We start from the raw sequence: 16737 nt of genomic DNA, 5'->3' as shown, positions 1-16737 counted from the left end.
TCCGCTAACGGAATCCATACGGGGCGCCGAGGGACGCTAACGGATTCCGTGCGAGAGGCGGCCTGTATCGCCTCCCGTCCCTCTGAGGCGGGTGCCGCAATCGTGAGGTCGGACCCCGCCGATCTGCCGTGTGAACCAACCGCGCTGCACGTACGTGTTACAGCACGAAGAGTGATCTCGATGACGATGAGGACAGAGAGCCGTCTCACGGTCGCCGCAAGCGTCGGCGATGTGTGGGACTACCTGTGCGACGTCGGACGTTGGTCCGAGTGGGCTCCGACGGTCGTCGAATGCCGGGTACGCGACGGCGGACCGCTGCAGCCGGGCGGATGGGTGGACCAGCGGGCTCGGGACCTCGGCTGGAACCACCGCCGGAGCGAGAGCGTGACCTCCGTCGAGCCGCCGCGGTCCATGGCGTTCGCCGGCACGATGTGGACCTCGCCAGCGCGGTGGGGCATGGAACTCGATCCCGTCGACGACGGCGGGACCAGCGCGATGATGTGGGTCGAGGTCGATCTCTCGAACGTGATGCGCGTGGTCCCGGAGGACGCTCTTCGGGGTCAGGTGCAGCGAGTGAGCGACATCGAGATGGCCGGGATCAAAGCCGCCGTCGAGTCCGACGTGCAGGCGGGCGCGACGTAGTGGTGAGCCAGGAGGAGCGCACCACGGAACGCCTGATCGAGACGTACCGCAAGAAGGCGAGGCACTACGACGTCACCTCGCGGCTGTATCCGGTGCCGGGCTACCCGCAGCGCTCGCAGCGCCTGCGCGCGGTCCGAGCCCTCGGCCTGCACCCCGGTGCCACAGTTGTCGACGTCGCCTGCGGCACCGGGCTGAACTTCCCGCTTCTCGAGCGCGCGATCGGCGCCGATGGACGACTGGTGGGTGTCGACATGACCGATGCGATGCTGAGCCGGGCCGCGGACCGCGTCGCCTCGGAGGGGTGGCACAACGTGAGGCTCGTGCACGGCGACGCCGCGTCTTTCGGCTTCCCGAAGGGAGTCGACGCGATCCTGTCCACCTACGCACTGACACAGGTGCCTGAGTGCGACGAGGTCGTCGCCCACGGTGCCGCCGCGCTCTCCCCCGGCGGTCGCTACGTGGTGCTCGACCTCAAACTGCCGGACGGCACACCCGCCTGGATGTCGCGGCTCGGCGTCGCCGTGGTGCGCGCCGCCTCCCTCGACGAGTGGATCGCGCGTCGTCCCTGGCAGCGGATCCGGGCGACCATGAGCGACACGCTCGTGGATCCGTCGTGGACCGAGCTCTGCTTCGGCACGGCGTTCCTGGCCGTCGGGACCGGCAGCTCAGCGGAGTCCGCCGGCTCTACCGGTTCCGTCGCTTCAGGGTCGGAGTCCTGAAGCATCCCTGCCGCGGAAGAAGTCGGCGAGCAGTGCCGCGATCACGCGCGGCTGGTCGACGGGAGCCTGGTGGCCACGCTTCGGCAGCGCGATCCGGTGGGACGACGGGAGAACGGCCTGCAGCGCATCCATCGAGTGATGCAGGAACTCGGGACTGCGCGATCCTTCCAGGAGCAGGGTGTCGGCGGTGATGTTCCGGTATCGGTCGAGGCGATCCGCCGTCTCGCCGATGATCGCGAAGTCCTGATGCCAGGTGGGCACGAGGTCGCGGATCGCCACCTCGTCCGGGCTCGTGCGCTCCGTTTTCAGCAGCATGCTCATGACGGGCGCGGCGAGGTGCGGCATCCGACTCAGCACCGGGTCGATGCCAAGGCCGCGCATCCCCGTGATCAGTGCCGAAGCCCGCTTCCCGGCGGCCAGCTCGCGCTCGTAGCGATCGAGCCATCGTGTCGGGGTGGATCCGCGCACGCTCAGCGGTGGTTCGTACAGCGCGAGGCGGCGGACGGCCGACAGCCCGAGAACCGCCTCGAGACAGACGATCGCGCCAGAGCTGAGCCCGAAGAGGTCGGCGGCACCGCTTTCGCGAAGGAGCGCGCGGATGTCGTCGGCCTCCTGTTCGGCGAAGCTTCGCCCAACCTCGCGATACGGGCCGCTCATGCCACGGCCGCGCCGATCGGGCACGAAGACCTCGAACGATGCCGCCAGTTCGGACGCCAGCTCCACGAGATGCTGCGAGGCCAGGAGTCCACCATGCACGAGCACGACGGCCGGACCGGAGCCGGCTCGACGGAAACCGATCGGCGTGCCATCCGCGGATCGAACGTGGTGGGTCGTGAACGTCGTCATGCATCGATCGTGGCTCGCACCGCTTGCACGGCGCATGCAGGTCGCTTGCCGGGCGCTGTCCGCCTTGCCGAGACGCCCCGGTCAGCCCGCGTCGTGCCCGAAGATCCAGTAGTTCTGCGTGTGCTGCTGATGGCGTTCGAGCGCCAGCGGACCGCGAGCGTATTCGCGGACGGCCTTCACCAGTTTGCGCTCGCCTGCAGCCCACAGGTAGGTCGCCTGCGTCACGTCGACCTGCAGCGATTCCTGCAGTGCGCCCACGAGGCTCGCGCCCGTGGGATCGGGGCGCGCCCACAAGACGGTGGTACGGGCATCCGGGTTCAGCGGCAGGAGGTGGTGGTCGGGATGGTCGTCCATGATGACGACGTGCTTGGTGGCCGCGTCGGGCGCCGCCCGGATGAGTGTTGCGATCGCGGGCAGCGCCGTCGTGTCGCCGAGGAGCAGCATCAGACGGGTCGCCGGGTCGATCGAAAGCCGCTGCGGAGTGTGAGCGACTTCCGCTCGCGTGCCGGGTCGGGCATCCTTCGCCCAGGCGGCCGCGGGACCCGTCGGCTCGTGCAGCACGAAGTCGAGGCTGAACTCGGCGGCCTCGCTATCGGGCTCCAGGATGGTGTACCCGCGCTGCACGACCTTCGCGCGGGTGAGCGACGGAACCCACAGTCTCAGCCAGACGGTGGGATGCACCTCGAGCTCGTCGAGGAATCCCGGCGCGGAGAAACGGATGCGGCGGTACCACGGTGTGATGTCCGTGACGCCGACCACCTCGACCGGATGGTTCTTCACCCCCATCGCCTTCAGCACGCCGCGTTGCCAGTTGGCCGCCATGGGACTCCTCTTCTCGGGCACCATCGGCATGGGGAGGCGCGGTGCGGTCGTGTCGTCGTGCGGCATCCGCTCTCCCGTGCGAGCACGAAAAGGGATGAGCGGGGAGCCGCGCGCACGACCTTATCGGCTCTTGTTAGGTTAGGCAAACCTAATCATGATTGGAAGCCACGATGCCGCGAGTATGTCAGGCAGACGCGAGCTGTCCCGCCGACGAGGGAACCGTGCCGACAGGAGGCGTCAGGCGGCCGGCCCGACCAGCTGGATCAGGTTTCCGCACGTGTCGTCGAGCACCATTCCGACGACGGGACCCATCGGCGTCGGCCCGAGCGTGAACCGCACGCCTTTTGCGCTGAGCTCGTCGTGGGCGGCGACGAGGTCGTCCACCCCGAACTGCGCGGCAGGGATGCCCTGCTCCCGCAGGGAAGCGGTGTACGCGATGGCCGCCGGATTGCTGCCGGGTTCCAGGAGCAGCTCGACGCCGTCCGGCGCATCGGCGCCGACGACCGTCAGCCAGCGGTCCTCCCCCACCGGGACGTCCGCCTTCGGCAGGAATCCGAGCGTCTTCGTGTAGAACTCCAGCGCCTTCGCCTGGTCGTCGACGAAGACGCTCATCACCCTGAGATGCGCCTGCACCGGATCAGTCGTCGTCGGAGTCGACGGCGGAGATCAGCGCGTCGACGGCCGTGATGAGATTGTGCAGGGCCTGGCGCTCGATCGAGTTCTCCGGCAGCTGCTGGATGTCGAAGCTCGCGGCACTCGCCGCCTGGCGGGCGTCAGCGATGAGCGCCTGCGTCTCGAGATCGGCCATGATCGTATCCCCCTGAACGTCGTGGTGTGTTCACGAGTCTAGGTTCGGCCGTACGCCGTGTCACTTCCGCAACGACCTCCGTGATCCCCTCTGGTCAGCGGTAGTCGCGGTCGAGGAACTGACCGGTCGTGTCGCCGGCCTCGATGCGCTCGCGCTCCCTGACCCGCAGGTCGATCCGCCGGATCTTGCCGGAGATCGTCTTCGGCAGTTCGGGCACGAACTCGATGATGCGCACACGCTGGTGCGCGGAGAGCCGCTCCATGGCGAACGCGAAGATGGCGCGCGCCGCGGCATCCTCGTCGGCCGACGCCTCGGCCGTCACGGTCACATACGCCTTCGGCACCGCGAGCCGCACCGGGTCGGGGCTGGGCACGACTGCCGCCTCCACCACGAAGTCGTGCTCGAGCAGCACGGACTCCAGTTCGAAGGGCGAGATCTTGTAGTCGGATGCCTTGAACACGTCGTCCGCACGCCCCACGTAGGTGAGATACCCGGCCTCGTCCCGCGAGGCGATGTCTCCGGTGTGCCAGTAGCCCCCGCGTCGCGACCGGGCGGTGGCATCCGGTTCCCCGTAGTACTCCCGCATCAGGCCGAGGATCGGCTGCGACAGGTCGAGGCACACCTCGCCCTCGGTCGACGACTCCTCACCCGTGACCGTGTCGACGAGCACCACCGGATACCCGGGCAGCGGACGCCCCATGGATCCGTCCTTCACACGCTGCCCTGGCGAATTGCCGACGGAGCACGTCATCTCGGTCTGGCCGTAGCCGTCACGGATGGTCGAGCCCCAGGCATCCCGAACGCGGTGGATCACCTCGGGGTTGAGGGGCTCGCCGGCGCCGACGAGCTCTCGCGGCGGGGTCGAGAGTCGGGTGAGGTCGGCCTGGATGAGCATGCGCCACACCGTCGGCGGCGCGCAGAACGTCGAAACCTCGTGCGTCTGCATCACGTCCATCAGGGCGACCGGGTCGAACCTCGTGTAGTCGTACACGAACACCGTCGCCTGAGCGAGGAACGGCGAATAAAAGCTGCTCCAGGCATGCTTCGCCCAGCCGGGCGATGAGATGTTGAGGTGCACGTCGCCTGGCCGCACCCCCAGCCACCACATCGTGGAGAGGTGTCCGAGCGGGTACGACACGTTGGTGTGCTCGACGAGCTTGGGGCGATTCGTGGTGCCGGAGGTGAAGTAGAGCAGGCTGGTGTCGCCTGCGGGCGTCGGACCGTCGGGGATGAAGTCGTCGGAGACGCCGTGCGAGGCCTCCATGGCGACCCATCCGGAGGGCACGCCGGCGCCGACGCCGATACGGATCAGCGAAGCGTCGAGGCCGTCCAGCCGATCGGCGAGGTCGGTGAGGGTCACGACCGCGCCCGCCTCGCTCTTCACGACCCGGAAGGCGAGGTCCGAGGCCGACAGCAGGGTCGACGTCGGCACGGAGACGGCGCCGACCTTCGCGATGCCGAGCATGATCTCCCACAGCTCGATCGTGTTGTTCAGCATGACGACAACGTGCGAGCCGCGACGGATGCCGAGCCCGGTCAGCCAGTTCGCCACCTGGTCGCTGCGCCGCGACAGCTCCGCGTAGCTCCACGAGCGCGCGCTGTTGTCGGCACCGACGATGGTCACGGCCGCGCGATCCGGATGCTCCCCCGCCACGACGTCGAACCATTCGAGCGCGAAGTTGAACTCCTCCAGCTGCGGCCAGGCGAATCCGGCGACCGCGCCGTCGTAGTCCGTCCCGTGCTCGAACAGGAAGTCTCGCGCTGCGCGGACTGCGGTGGTCCCCGCCGTTGCGGGACGCGTACGGAAGGTCATGGGTGCTCCACTGCACGGGGGCCGCGGGCCGGCCGCACTGGCCGGGCTGCGTGGCACGAAACGATTCGGATCGCTGGAAGCCTACCCGCGACTAGCCGAACAGGCCGCCGTCCACCCAGCCGCCGCGGCCGAACCAGCCGCCTCCGTCGTACCCGGATCCGGATGCCGAGCCACCCGGCCCGCCGCCCGCCCACCTCGACCCGAGGTAGCTGTCCACGACGGCGACCCCGAGGTCGTCGAGCTCCGGCGCGACGACGCGTCCGTCGACCCGTTCGGCCAACGAATCAACGAAGCGCGCGAGTCCCGGATCGGATCCGAGCCGGAAGATCGTGATCTGCGCGCCCAGTCGCTGCGACACATCCAGCTCGTCAACGGTGTGCGCGATGGTGATCGGGTGCGGCGGGTAGGCGAAGCGCACCGATCCGTCGGCTTCGAGGTGCGAGGTCGGCTCGCCGTCGGTGACGACGAGGAGTACGGGCTGCGCATCCGGATGCTTGCGGAAGTGCCTGTTGGCCAACAGGAGCGCGTGGTGCAGGTTCGTTCCCTTGTCCCACATGGCGTCGAGCCCGGTGAGCTCCTCGATGTCCATCACCTGAGCGTGCCGGGAGAATCCGATGAGCTGCAGGCTGTCGTCCCTGAACCGGGTGCGGATGAGCGTGTGCAGCGCGAGCGCCGTGCGCTTCATCGGCACCCAGCGTCCGTCCATCGCCATGGAGAACGACGTGTCGACGAGCAGCGCGACGGCCGCCTGCGTGCGCGTCTCGGTCTCGGCCACCTCGATGTCGTCGAGCTCCATGAGCCGTCCGCCTGGACCAGCGGTCCCCGGCGCGGCCCCTCCGGCCGCCCTGCGAAGCACACCGTTCAGGATCGTGCGCGGGATGTCCCACGGCTCGGTCGCGCCGAACTCCCACGGCTTCGTGGCACCGGATGACTCCCCCGCCGCGCCTGCGAGCCGCACGTCGCGCTCACCGGCGCGCCGCGACATCCGCTTGGCGATGTCCTTCAGCAGGCTCTGACCGAGCTGTCGCATCGCCTTCGGTGTGAGCTGCAGATTGCCCTGGGAGTCGCGGCGGAACGTGTTGCTCTTACGCAGGGCATGCTCGAGCTCGCGAAGCGTTCTGGCGTTCACCGCAGCTTCGTCGCCGAGTTGTCTGGCGAGCTTGTCGAGGTCGACGTCGTCGAGGCGCGCACCGTCGTAGCCCTGCGACAGCTGCTCGGACAGCTCGTCGAGATCGGCGATGTCGGCGAGCGCCTGGGCGCCGTCGGCCAGTCCGAGCGGCTGGTCGCCGTCGAAGCGCTCGGATCCCGTCCAGTCCTCGCCGGGGCGCAACGCCCGCAGGTTGCCGTCCAGGTCCGAGAGTTGCTGCATGAGCTGCGGGGAACCGAATGCCTGCGCGGACAGCTCCATCAGTTCCTGCCGCTGCTCCTCGCTCATCGAGTTGAGCATGCGCTGGGCTGCTGCGGACCGCTGGGCGAGCGCGTCGATCAGTTCGTCGACGTTCTGCGGGTTCTCCGGGAAGTACTGGCCGTGCTCGGCCATGAACTCCTCGAAGTCCTGCTGCGTGTCCTCGCCGCGCCGATGCTTGTCGAGCAGCTCGTTGAGATCGGACAGCATCTTGTTGACCTGCTGCCGATCCTCATCGGTGACGTTCTGCAGCGTCTGCTTCATACCTTCGAAACGCTGGCCGAGCAGTTCCTGCCCGAGCATGTCCTTGATCTTCTGGTAGTCGGCCCTGGCCTGCGGCGAGCGCCAGTCGTAGTCGCCGAGCTCGTTCACGGCTGCGGATGTCGAGGCCGGCAGGTTCTCCAGCCGCATCTCGGCGAAGGAGCGATCGGTGTCGTCCATGTCGACGTCGCGGGCGAGCTGCTTGCGCTCCTCCAACACGGCGTGCTCGAGCAGCTTCTGGATCTCCTGCAGCGTGCCGCCGAGGTCGTGTCGCCGCAGCAGATCCCTGCGTCGTTCGGCCACGCGGCGCGCGAGGTCGTCGAGGCCCAGCTGGTCGCGGCCGCCCCTGCGCAGGTATTCGCTCAGCGCCCTCTCCGGGGAGTACCCGGCCATGACATCCTCGCCGATCGCGTCGAGGGCGTCCGCGAGGTCGACGGGTGGCGCGAGCGGGTCGCCTCCCTCGTAGCGGCGGAAGCGGCTGAGGTGGCTCTTGCCCTTCCTGGCGTCCGGATGCTCAGCCATAGATGGTCTCGCTCCCATCGGTGTCCTTGCCGATCTTGCGCGCGAGGTAGAGGCCCTCCAGTGCCAGCTCGATCGCGGCGGCGCGCTCGCCGTCGCTGTGCGCGCCGAGTCGTTCGACGACCTCGTCGTAGGCCGGGGATTCGCCCAGCATGGGAAGTCCTGCGAGGAACGCGGCTGCGGTGACCCGCTCACCGGTGGTCACCATGGCCCCCGACTCGATCGCGGCGACGAGCGGTGCGAAGTCGATGCCGCGGAAGTGGGCACGGACCGCGTCTGCTGTCGCCGTGCGCAGCAGATGGGTGAGCACCTCGGATTCGCGCCCCTGCTCCCCCGTCTCGAACTCGATCTTGCCGCCCAGCACGTCGACGGCCGTCGTGAGGTCGACCGTGCGGGCGACCGCCTCCTCCTCACCGCGTGACGTCGCTCGATGCAGCGCTGCGGCCGCGATCGTCTCGGCGCCCGCGATCGCGAAGCGGGCGCTCACGCCGCTGCGCTGGTCGATCGAACTCGACTCGCGCAGGTTGCGCGTGAACCGGGCGAGGATCTCGATCAGGTGATCGGGAACATCCGCGACCAGCTCGGCCTCCTGCCGGATCACGGCGACCTCCGCCTCGAGCTGCCGGGGATAGTGCGTGCGGATCTCGGCACCGAACCGGTCCTTCAACGGCGTGATGATGCGCCCGCGGTTCGTGTAGTCCTCAGGGTTGGCACTGGCGACGACGAGCACATCGAGCGGAAGGCGCAGCACGTAGCCGCGGATCTGGATGTCCCGCTCCTCCATCACGTTGAGCATCGACACCTGGATGCGCTCCGCAAGGTCGGGAAGCTCGTTGATGGCGACGATGCCGCGATGGCTGCGTGGGATGAGCCCGAAGTGGATGGTCTCCGGGTCGCCGAGCGAGCGGCCTTCCGCGACCTTCATCGGATCGACGTCACCGATCAGGTCGGCGACCGACGTGTCGGGCGTCGCGAGCTTCTCGACGTAGCGCTCGCTGCGGTGCCGCCACGCCACTGGCAGGTCGTCGCCGAGCTCGGCGGCTCTGCGGATGGACTCGTACGTGATCGGCTGATACGGATGCTCCCCCAGCTCGGAGCCGTCGATGACGGGTGTCCACTCGTCGAGGAGTCCGGCGATGGTGCGCAGCACACGGGTCTTGCCCTGTCCGCGCTCGCCGAGGAGCACGATGTCGTGTCCGGCCAGCAGCGCACGCTCGAGCTGAGGGATGACGGTCGACTCGAATCCGTGCACGCCCGGCCAGGCATCCTCTCCGGCGCGGAGCTTGTCCAGCAGATTGTCGCGCAGCTCGGACCGCAGCGACTTCTGCACATGACCGGATGCCTTCAGCTCGCCCAGCGTGCCGATGTGCGGCGCCGTTGAGGTCGCGCCCGGCCCGTTCGCACCCGTCGGTGCGCCGTGCTGCAGGGGGTACTGCTGATTCGAAGCGGTCATGCTTCACGATACGCACGGTGCCCCCGCGATCGGGTGGATGTCACGCAGGGTTCACACGGTGCCGCTCGCGAGCACGGGAAGGCCCGCCGCCGTCAGCTGCGCTGCGTGCCGGTGAGCACTCCTGAGGCGAGCACGTGCCCGTGCACGAGCTCGAGCAGCTCGCGGATGCCGGCAGCGGCGTGGGCATCGATCACGGTGTCGAGCGCGTAGACGTGGAATCCGTAGTGGTGCACGCCGTGGCCGGGCAGCGGGCGCGGTCCGCTGTAGCCCACCCAGCCACGGAACGCGGGAACATAGTGCACCCGCAGATTGCCGGGGGTCATGGCGCCTTCCGGGATGCCGGGGACGCCGGTCGGCGATGCCGGCTCGAGGAGAGCGATGGTGTGGATGATCGGCTGCGCCATCGGGACATCCGTGTCCTCGATGATGAGCAGGATCTGCTCCGTGCCCTCGGGCAGCCGCCCCCAGTCGAGGCCGGGCGAGACATTGGGCCCACGACCGATGCCGCTGTGCTTGCGCGGGATCTCCTGATCGGCACCGAACGACGGCGACGTGATCGTGAGCGCACCGAAGGATCCGGTCGCGCCCAGCTGCGGTGCGAACTGCACGCTTCCGCCTGGATCGGTGCGCTTGCCACGCAACGCCCAGCCGAGAGGGGTGATAAGCCAGTCCACCAGAGCCACAACGCCGTCCTTCCGATGCGCCGGCGGGGGCCGGCGCGGCCGAGTTCCATGGGCAGCTTGGCGAGGAGGTCGTCCACATCGTCGCCGAAACGGGCGGTCCGTCATGCCCATGCGATGCAGCAGCGTACCGATATCCGGGTCGATAGACGAAAGCGCGCACGAAGAAGGGTACGACCGCGCATTCGCGGCCGTTATCGACGCCGATGGTTCAGGCGGCGGCGTACCGCCCCGACCGCACAGCGCGGGCCTTGGCCTTCGCCGCCTCTTCTTCGCGGTTCTTCGGCGGAGTGGTGGCGACGAGGTCGTCCAGCAGATGCTGGGTGAGGTGGGCGATCTCGTGCACGGCGTTGTCGAACGCCTCTTGATTCGCCTTCGACGGTTTCGTCGTTCCGGCGATCTTGCGCACATACTGCAGGGCTGCCGCGTGCACCTCGTCGGAGGTGGCCGCTGGCTCGAAATTGTGGAGTGTGTGGATGTTGCGGCACATGCACACGACGATAGGCGCCCGGATCCGCGGCCTCAATGCCTCCTCGACAATAGGCTTCCCGTGTGAGCCCTGCACCCGATGAGCCCTTCGACCCGGCATCCACTTCACCGGCTGCGAGCATCGCATGAGATCGAATCGGCTGGAGGCGTTCAGCGACGGCGTGCTCGCGATCATCATCACGGTCATGGTCCTCGGGCTCGCGGTGCCCGACGGAGTGACACTCGAGTCGCTCGTCAAGACGTCAGGGCTCGGTCTCCTCACCTACCTGCTGAGCTTCATCTACATCGGCATTTACTGGAGCAACCACCACCACCTCTTCCAGCTCCGACCGATGGTGGACGGCGGCGTGCTGTGGGCCAACCTCCACCTGCTCTTCTGGTTGTCGCTGTATCCGTTCACGACGGCATGGCTCGCCAAGACCGAAGTCGCGCTCGTCCCGACCGTGGTCTACGGGGCCAACCTGCTCTGCGCAGCGATCGCATACATGATCCTTCAAACCGTGATCGTCAAGCGCCCAGGGGGCGGACGTCTGCGGGATGCCCTCGGTCACGATGTCAAGGGGCGCCTGTCGCCTGTGCTCTATGCACTGGGCATCGGGCTCGCCTTCGTCGTGCCATGGCTCGGTCTCGTGCCCTTCGTCGCCGTGGCCGTCATCTGGCTCGTTCCGGACCGTCGCATCGAGCGCTACATCCGCTCGCATCCCGACGACGAGGCCTGAAACGGCACCGTTCCGCCGACTGCTTTCTGTCCCCTGTCCAGGGCGCACGCCCGGGCGTAGTCTGCGCTCAGCCGTCGCAACGAAGCGACGGCGGAACAGGAGAGTTCCATGAAGCGCAGGTCGCTCGCCACACTCACTCTCGCTGTCGCCGGAACTGCCGTACTAGCAGTCTCTGCGGCGGCGCCGGCAACCGCTGCCACGAGCAGCGCGGTGAGTCCCGCCACAAGCGGTGTGTACACGGTTCATCCGTTCGTCGAGAAGTCGGCGCTGTCGCCTGGACAGATCTCGCCGGCGCTGACCCCGGCCGACTGCCTCGCCGAGACCGGCGGAGCCGTGGCCTGCCAGACGCCGGACAGCATCCGCGCCGCCTACGACATCCCGGCGACCATCAATGGCGCAGCCGCCGGAACAGGGCAGACGATCGTCATCGTCGAAGCGTTCGGCAGCCCGACCGTGCAGTCGGACCTCGCTGTCTTCTCTCAGCAGTTCGGACTTCCCACGCCCGACCTCACGGTCTACTACCCGGGCGGAAAGCCGACCTGGAACGGTCGGGGAACCCAGTCCAACTGGGCGCAGGAGACGTCGCTCGACGTCCAGTGGGCTCACGCCGTCGCACCCGGAGCGAAGATCGCCCTCGTCGTCGCGGCGAACGACCACGGTGCCACGATCGACAACGCGGTGAAGTTCGCCGTCGACAACAAGCTCGGCAACGTGCTGTCGATGAGCTACGGCGAAGCCGACAATCTGATCAGCAGCCCGAACGCGAACAACGGGCAGACCAAGCAGGCGCAGAAGTCGTTCGTCCAGGGCGCGGCGCAAGGGATGTCGATGTTCGCGTCCTCCGGTGACGAGGGATCCGACAACGCCGCCGGGTTCGCGAACTTCGGATTCCCGGCATCCGACCCGAACGTCACGGCGGTCGGCGGCACGAACGTGTGGGCCGGCAGCGGCCTCACGCAGCCGCACGACACGGTGTGGGGCGACTACGCGACCTGCCCGCTGACCTGCGCCTTTGGGCCGATCGGCGCCACCGGCGGAGCGCAGAGCCTGTTCCTCGCCAAGGGCGGATCGGATGTCGCCTACAACGCCAGCGTCTACACCGGCGTGCTCACCTACCTCGGATTCCTCGGCGGCGACAGCAACGGGTTCTACTACTTCGGTGGAACCTCGGCCGGCTCCCCGCAGTGGGCGGCACTGACTGCCGACGTCATCCAGGCGGTCGGCCACACCGTCGGCACCGTCAGCAAGTACGCGCCCGGCTGGGCGACGGGCGGGCAGTTGTTCGACGTGACGGAGGGCAGCAACCTCACGCCCACCTTCGACGGCGGATACTCCGCGACCGCCGGATGGGACCGTCCGTCCGGATGGGGCACGCCCGACGTGGGGAAGATCATCGCTGCATTGCAGTGACGTCGCGAAGCTGAACCGGTCGTCCTGACCACGGTTCGGCTGCACGGAAGGCCCCGACATCCACTGAGATGTCGGGGCCTTCCGTCTCGCCACGACAGGATGCCGCTACCGCAGAGTCCCGCTACGGCAGGATCGAGTCGACGTACCCGCCGTCCACGCGCAGCGCTCCACCGGTCGTCGCGGATGCCAGCGGTGACGACAGGTAGACCACCATGTTCGCGATCTCCTCGGGCTCGATGAGCCGCTGCAGCAGCGACTGCGGACGGTGGATCCGCATGAACTCGCGCTGCGCCTCCTCCCACGGCAGTGATAGGTCGACCAGCTGATAGACGAAGTCCTCGACTCCCCCGGTGTGCGTCGGTCCGGCGATCACCGAGTTGACGGTGACGCCGGTGCCGGCTGCGGCCTTGGCGAATCCGCGTGAGACGCCGAGCAAAGCCGTCTTCGAGACTCCGTAATGGATCATCTCCGCAGGCGTCACGATCGCGGAGTCGCTGGCGATGTTCAGCACCCGACCCCAACCGTGATCGATCATCCGCGGCAGCACGAGCCGGGTCAGGCGAACGGCGCTGAGCACGTTCACGTCGAAGTAGCGCCGCCACTCGTCATCCGTGATCGACAACGGCTCCTCTGCGCCGAAGATGCCGAGATTGTTGACGAGGATGTCCGCACCGCCGCTCTCGGCGACGATCCGTTCCGCGCCGTTCTCGGTCGTGACATCGGCTGCGACGCCCATCACGTCGGCACCCTGCACGGCGGATCGCAGGCGCTCGCACGCGGAATCGACTGATCCCGTCGACCGTCCGTTGACGACGACGCGAGCCCCGGCCTCCGCGAGGCCTTGCGCGATCGCGTATCCGATTCCACCGGTCGAGCCCGTGACGATGGCCGTCCGTCCCCCGAGGTCGATGTTCATGGTTCCCCCTCCCGGTCGACGATCGCGTCACGCCTCCATCATGAACCGGGGATCATCCGCAGCGCATTCCCGGAGTGGCCTTGCCGCGCGCCAAACCGCGTTCGACCGACAGTCGTCAAGCGGCCTGAAGCGGTCCGCTGAAGGACTTGCGCAGCGACGACGGGCCGACCAGCGGCAGCAGGCTCGCCAGCACCTTGCCCTTGAACGTGCTCGGCGTGCGAACGAGCTGCACATCGATGCGCGTCCCCTTCTCGGTGGGCGTGAGCTGGAAGGTCCAGCCGCCTCCCGCGCCGAACAGCTTCGAGTCCAGCGTGGTGATGCTCACGCGGCGCGCGATCGGATCCCACTCGTAGCGCTCGCGCTCCCATGCGGCGTCGGTGCCCTCCGTCACCTCGGCCCAGGAGTCTCCGAGCTCGTGCACCGTGAAGTGCGCGGCGTCGATGCTCGGCCACTTCTCGACGCGGCTCGGTCCGAAGTCGGTGAGCACGTCGAAGACGGCCGCGGGATCGAGCGTGGATTCGAGGGAGAACTTCGTGACGGACATCGCCGGCTTCCTTTGCTGTCGTGAACGAGCGGACGGATCGCCCTTCGGCATCGCTTCCGCGGATTCCGCAGGGTTCCAACGGCATCCGAGGAATGCTCGTCGGCTGATCCGATGACGACGCTAGAGGCAGGAATCGGCCGTGCCACCCGTGCCCCGGGCAGACCCGGGACCGCGCCAGGGGGATGCACGGGCGCCGCGCGAGCCGAGGCACGGCATCGTCGTAGATGTCATCGATCGAAAGGGAATCAGCCATGAGCATCGACACCGCATCCGACGCCGCATCAGGAGTCGAGGAGGCCGTGAAGGCGAACGACGCTGCCACCGCGCCGCACACCCAGACGCCGATCAAGCTGGAGGTCGTCGTACTGCCGGTCTCCGACGCGGACCGCGCCCTCGGCTTCTACCAGCGCCTCGGCTGGAAGCTCGACGTCGACCTCGCAGTGGCCGACGACTACCGCGTGATCGAGTTCACGCCGCCCGCATCGCCCACCTCGATCATCTTCGGAGTCGGTGTCACCGACGCCGAGCCGGGTTCGAGCAGGGGGCTCATGATCGTCGTGGACGACATCGAGGCGACCCGCGCCGACCTCCTCGCGCGCGGCGTGGAGGTCAGCGAGATCTTCCACGACGCCACCGGCGTCTTCCACCATGCAGGCACGACGGCCCGCGTGCCCGGGCTCGCTCCGAACCGCGGCTCCTACGGATCGTTCCTCTCCTTCGAGGACCCGGACGGCAACCAGTGGTTCGTGCAGGAGGTGACCACACGCATCCCCGGCCGGATAGCGCGCACCTCGTACGACACGCCGCAGGAGCTCGCGGTGGCGCTGCGCCGCGCAGCCGCCGCGCATGGCGAGCACGAAGCGCGGATCGGTCACGAAGATGCGGACTGGCCGGACTGGTACGCGGAGTACATGGTGCGCGAGCAGGCGGGTCAGCCCCTTCCGGAGTGATCAGTGCGCATCCGCTGAGACCGTGCCAGCGTCGCGACGACACAACACAGACAGCGAGGCCGATACGGGCTTCATCACCGTCGGAAGCCAGAACGGCTTGATCCGAGTCCGGCTGCGGCCGATCCGATCGGTACCGATTCGACCAAGCGAAGACGGAGTGCCGCACCTGCCCGGTGCGGCACTCCGTCGTTTCCCCTTCCACTCAGGCAGCGGCCATCACCGCGACCGCGACACGTCCGCCGTCCACGTCGAGCACCGTTCCGTGCACGAACGCTGCGTCGTCCGAGGCGAGGTAGACGGCTGCGGCGGCGATCGCATCCGGGTGCCCTGCGCCGTCGGCCGGCGTGCCCCGCATCATCCATCCCGCGTGCTCGGTCGGCGCGCCCGGCGTGCTGATCACGCCCGGCGAGATGGCATTGACGCGGATGCCGCGTGAGCCGAACTCCGCAGACCACGCCCTGGTCAGCGTCTCCGTCGCACCCTTCGATGCCGCATACAACGGGGACGACGGCACCGCGAGTCTCGACACCCAGGAGCCGAGGTTGATGACGACGCCGCCGCCTCGCTCGATCATCCCCGGCACCAGGGCCCTGGTCAGGAAGAGCGGCGCCTTCAGGTTCACGCCGAAGATGCGATCGAAGAGAGCCTCGTCTGCCTCCATCGTGGTGTGGCCGGGGAAGATCCCCGCGTTGTTCACGAGGATGTCGATCCGTCCGCCCAAGACCCGTGCGGCGTCCTGCGCCAGAGCCTCGCTCGCGGCTGGAGTGCCGTCGAGCTCCGCACGGATGAAGTGTGCGCTGCCGCCCGCGTCGCGAATGGATGCCACCACCTCCGCCCCGCGGTCTCCGTCGCGTCCCGAGACCACGACGTCGGCCCCCTCGGCCGCCATCGCGAGCGCGATCGCGCGGCCGATGTTGCTGGTGGATCCGGTGATGAGTGCCTTCTTGCCGGTGAGTCGATCAGTCATGACGTGCACGCTAGGCCGATCATATTGGACTATCGAGTCCAAATAGATTGCCGTGACGTTCGTTCGCTCACAGCAATTAGAGCAAGCGATCTGAACGTAATTCGAGAGGCCGACTTCGTCGGCGTCCTCTGCCGATTGGCCTGGGCGGTCTACTATCGGTGCCATGGCATTCACCGCGAAGGGGCTCGCGACCCGTCAGCGCATCGTCGAGGGTGCCGCGGAGGCGCTCCGCGGCGACGAATCGGGAACCATCACGCTCGACGACGTGCTCGCGATCACGAGTACCAGCAAAGGGCAGCTCTTCCACTATTTCCCTGGCGGCAAGGACGACCTGCTCCTGGCCGTCATGTCGCACGAATCCGAACGCGTGCTCGACGACCAGCAACCGCACCTCGGCGACCTCTCCAATTGGCGCTCCTGGGAACGGTGGCGCGACGTCGTGGTCGCCCGCTATCGGGCACAGGGTGCGCGCTGCCCGCTGAACGCCCTGAGTCGTCAGCTCGGTCGCGCGCCCGGCGTGGACGCGATCGTGCTCGACCTGCTGCGGCGCTGGCAGGGGATGCTGGCCGATGGCATCCGCTCGCTCCAGGCCGCCGGCTTGGTGCGAGCGGAAGTGTCGGCCGACCGCACGGCGGCCGCGCTCGTTGCGGGGATCCAAGGCGGCGTTGGCGCCATGTGGGTCACCGGCGACACGGATCACCTCGAGAGCGCGATCGAGGTCGTGTTCTCCTACCTGCGTGGTCCCGCCGAGCACCCCTGACGACCCACGATGCA

The 16737-nt window shown here is 68.1% G+C and carries 18 protein-coding genes; 6 read left to right on the top strand and 12 right to left on the bottom strand.

The features are described from left to right. The first annotated feature begins 180 nt into the window (after positions 1–180). Together HII28_RS00255 and HII28_RS00250 are read left to right on the top strand one after the other, a co-directional pair. Complete coding sequence (locus tag HII28_RS00255; protein ID WP_170023399.1) at positions 181–642, top strand: SRPBCC family protein; 462 nt, start codon at positions 181–183, stop codon at positions 640–642. Then, the gene (locus HII28_RS00250; RefSeq protein WP_170023398.1) at positions 642–1361 is read left to right on the top strand and encodes a methyltransferase domain-containing protein; all 720 of its coding nucleotides are present in this window, start codon (positions 642–644) and stop codon (positions 1359–1361) included. The genes HII28_RS00255 and HII28_RS00250 overlap by 1 nt, the downstream gene beginning before the upstream one ends. On the opposite strand, the gene HII28_RS00245 is transcribed toward HII28_RS00250, so the two are convergent. The 9 genes from HII28_RS00245 to HII28_RS00205 all read right to left on the bottom strand — a co-directional run bounded on the left by HII28_RS00245 (position 1344) and on the right by HII28_RS00205 (position 10458). Beyond that, positions 1344–2207 (bottom strand): alpha/beta hydrolase, encoded by an 864-nt coding sequence (locus HII28_RS00245; protein WP_170023397.1) that lies wholly within the window; start codon positions 2205–2207, stop codon positions 1344–1346. The two genes, HII28_RS00250 and HII28_RS00245, sit on opposite strands and share 18 nt — an antisense overlap. An 81-nt stretch (positions 2208–2288) precedes the next feature. Further along, the gene (locus HII28_RS00240) at positions 2289–3029 is read right to left on the bottom strand and encodes a siderophore-interacting protein (protein WP_170023396.1); all 741 of its coding nucleotides are present in this window, start codon (positions 3027–3029) and stop codon (positions 2289–2291) included. A gap of 237 nt (positions 3030–3266) precedes the next feature. Then, the gene (locus tag HII28_RS00235) at positions 3267–3662 is read right to left on the bottom strand and encodes a VOC family protein (RefSeq protein ID WP_346769120.1); all 396 of its coding nucleotides are present in this window, start codon (positions 3660–3662) and stop codon (positions 3267–3269) included. 4 nt (positions 3663–3666) lie between these two features. Next, a complete protein-coding gene (locus HII28_RS00230; protein ID WP_170023395.1) occupies positions 3667–3837 on the bottom strand; it encodes a hypothetical protein in 171 nt (56 codons plus the stop codon). A gap of 94 nt (positions 3838–3931) precedes the next feature. Beyond that, positions 3932–5650: an AMP-binding protein gene (locus HII28_RS00225; RefSeq protein WP_170023394.1), complete on the bottom strand. Its 1719-nt coding sequence runs from the start codon at positions 5648–5650 to the stop codon at positions 3932–3934. A gap of 91 nt (positions 5651–5741) precedes the next feature. After that, positions 5742–7838, bottom strand: coding sequence for a VWA domain-containing protein (locus HII28_RS00220; RefSeq protein ID WP_240977186.1), 2097 nt, complete (start codon positions 7836–7838; stop codon positions 5742–5744). Next, positions 7831–9288, bottom strand: a complete 1458-nt coding sequence (locus HII28_RS00215; RefSeq protein WP_240977184.1) for an ATP-binding protein — start codon at positions 9286–9288, stop codon at positions 7831–7833. Before HII28_RS00215 ends, HII28_RS00220 begins: the two co-directional genes overlap by 8 nt. Before the next feature lie 92 nt (positions 9289–9380). Next, positions 9381–9971 (bottom strand): YbhB/YbcL family Raf kinase inhibitor-like protein, encoded by a 591-nt coding sequence (locus HII28_RS00210; RefSeq protein ID WP_170023393.1) that lies wholly within the window; start codon positions 9969–9971, stop codon positions 9381–9383. A 208-nt stretch (positions 9972–10179) separates the two neighbouring features. Continuing rightward, positions 10180–10458 (bottom strand): DUF2277 domain-containing protein, encoded by a 279-nt coding sequence (locus HII28_RS00205; RefSeq protein WP_170023392.1) that lies wholly within the window; start codon positions 10456–10458, stop codon positions 10180–10182. A 124-nt stretch (positions 10459–10582) separates the two neighbouring features. Between HII28_RS00205 and HII28_RS00200 the strand changes: the two genes are divergently transcribed. Together HII28_RS00200 and HII28_RS00195 are read left to right on the top strand one after the other, a co-directional pair. Beyond that, entirely contained in the window at positions 10583–11176 is a 594-nt protein-coding gene (locus HII28_RS00200; protein WP_170023391.1) for a TMEM175 family protein, read from the top strand. A 108-nt stretch (positions 11177–11284) separates the two neighbouring features. Then, complete coding sequence (locus HII28_RS00195) at positions 11285–12586, top strand: S53 family peptidase (protein ID WP_170023390.1); 1302 nt, start codon at positions 11285–11287, stop codon at positions 12584–12586. A 121-nt stretch (positions 12587–12707) separates the two neighbouring features. On the opposite strand, the gene HII28_RS00190 is transcribed toward HII28_RS00195, so the two are convergent. Together HII28_RS00190 and HII28_RS00185 are read right to left on the bottom strand one after the other, a co-directional pair. Then, the gene (locus tag HII28_RS00190; protein ID WP_170023389.1) at positions 12708–13502 is read right to left on the bottom strand and encodes an SDR family oxidoreductase; all 795 of its coding nucleotides are present in this window, start codon (positions 13500–13502) and stop codon (positions 12708–12710) included. Positions 13503–13617: 115 nt separating this feature from the next. Then, on the bottom strand, positions 13618–14046 hold the full coding sequence (locus HII28_RS00185; protein WP_170023388.1) for an SRPBCC family protein: 429 nt from the start codon (positions 14044–14046) through the stop codon (positions 13618–13620). A gap of 251 nt (positions 14047–14297) precedes the next feature. On the opposite strand from HII28_RS00185, the gene HII28_RS00180 reads away from it, so the two are divergent. After that, complete coding sequence (locus HII28_RS00180; RefSeq protein ID WP_205864523.1) at positions 14298–14996, top strand: VOC family protein; 699 nt, start codon at positions 14298–14300, stop codon at positions 14994–14996. Positions 14997–15198: 202 nt separating this feature from the next. Here the strand turns inward: HII28_RS00180 and HII28_RS00175 are convergent, their stop codons facing one another. Then, positions 15199–15963, bottom strand: coding sequence for an SDR family oxidoreductase (locus HII28_RS00175; protein WP_170023387.1), 765 nt, complete (start codon positions 15961–15963; stop codon positions 15199–15201). 163 nt (positions 15964–16126) lie between these two features. Between HII28_RS00175 and HII28_RS00170 the strand changes: the two genes are divergently transcribed. After that, entirely contained in the window at positions 16127–16723 is a 597-nt protein-coding gene (locus HII28_RS00170; protein WP_170023386.1) for a TetR/AcrR family transcriptional regulator, read from the top strand. Positions 16724–16737 lie beyond the last annotated feature (14 nt).

Origin of the sequence: Planctomonas sp. JC2975 (assembly GCF_012985205.1) — a bacterium.
Taxonomy (GTDB): domain Bacteria; phylum Actinomycetota; class Actinomycetes; order Actinomycetales; family Microbacteriaceae; genus Humibacter.
Note: the sequence above shows the minus strand (reverse complement) of the source record. Positions and strands in the feature narration are given on the sequence as shown.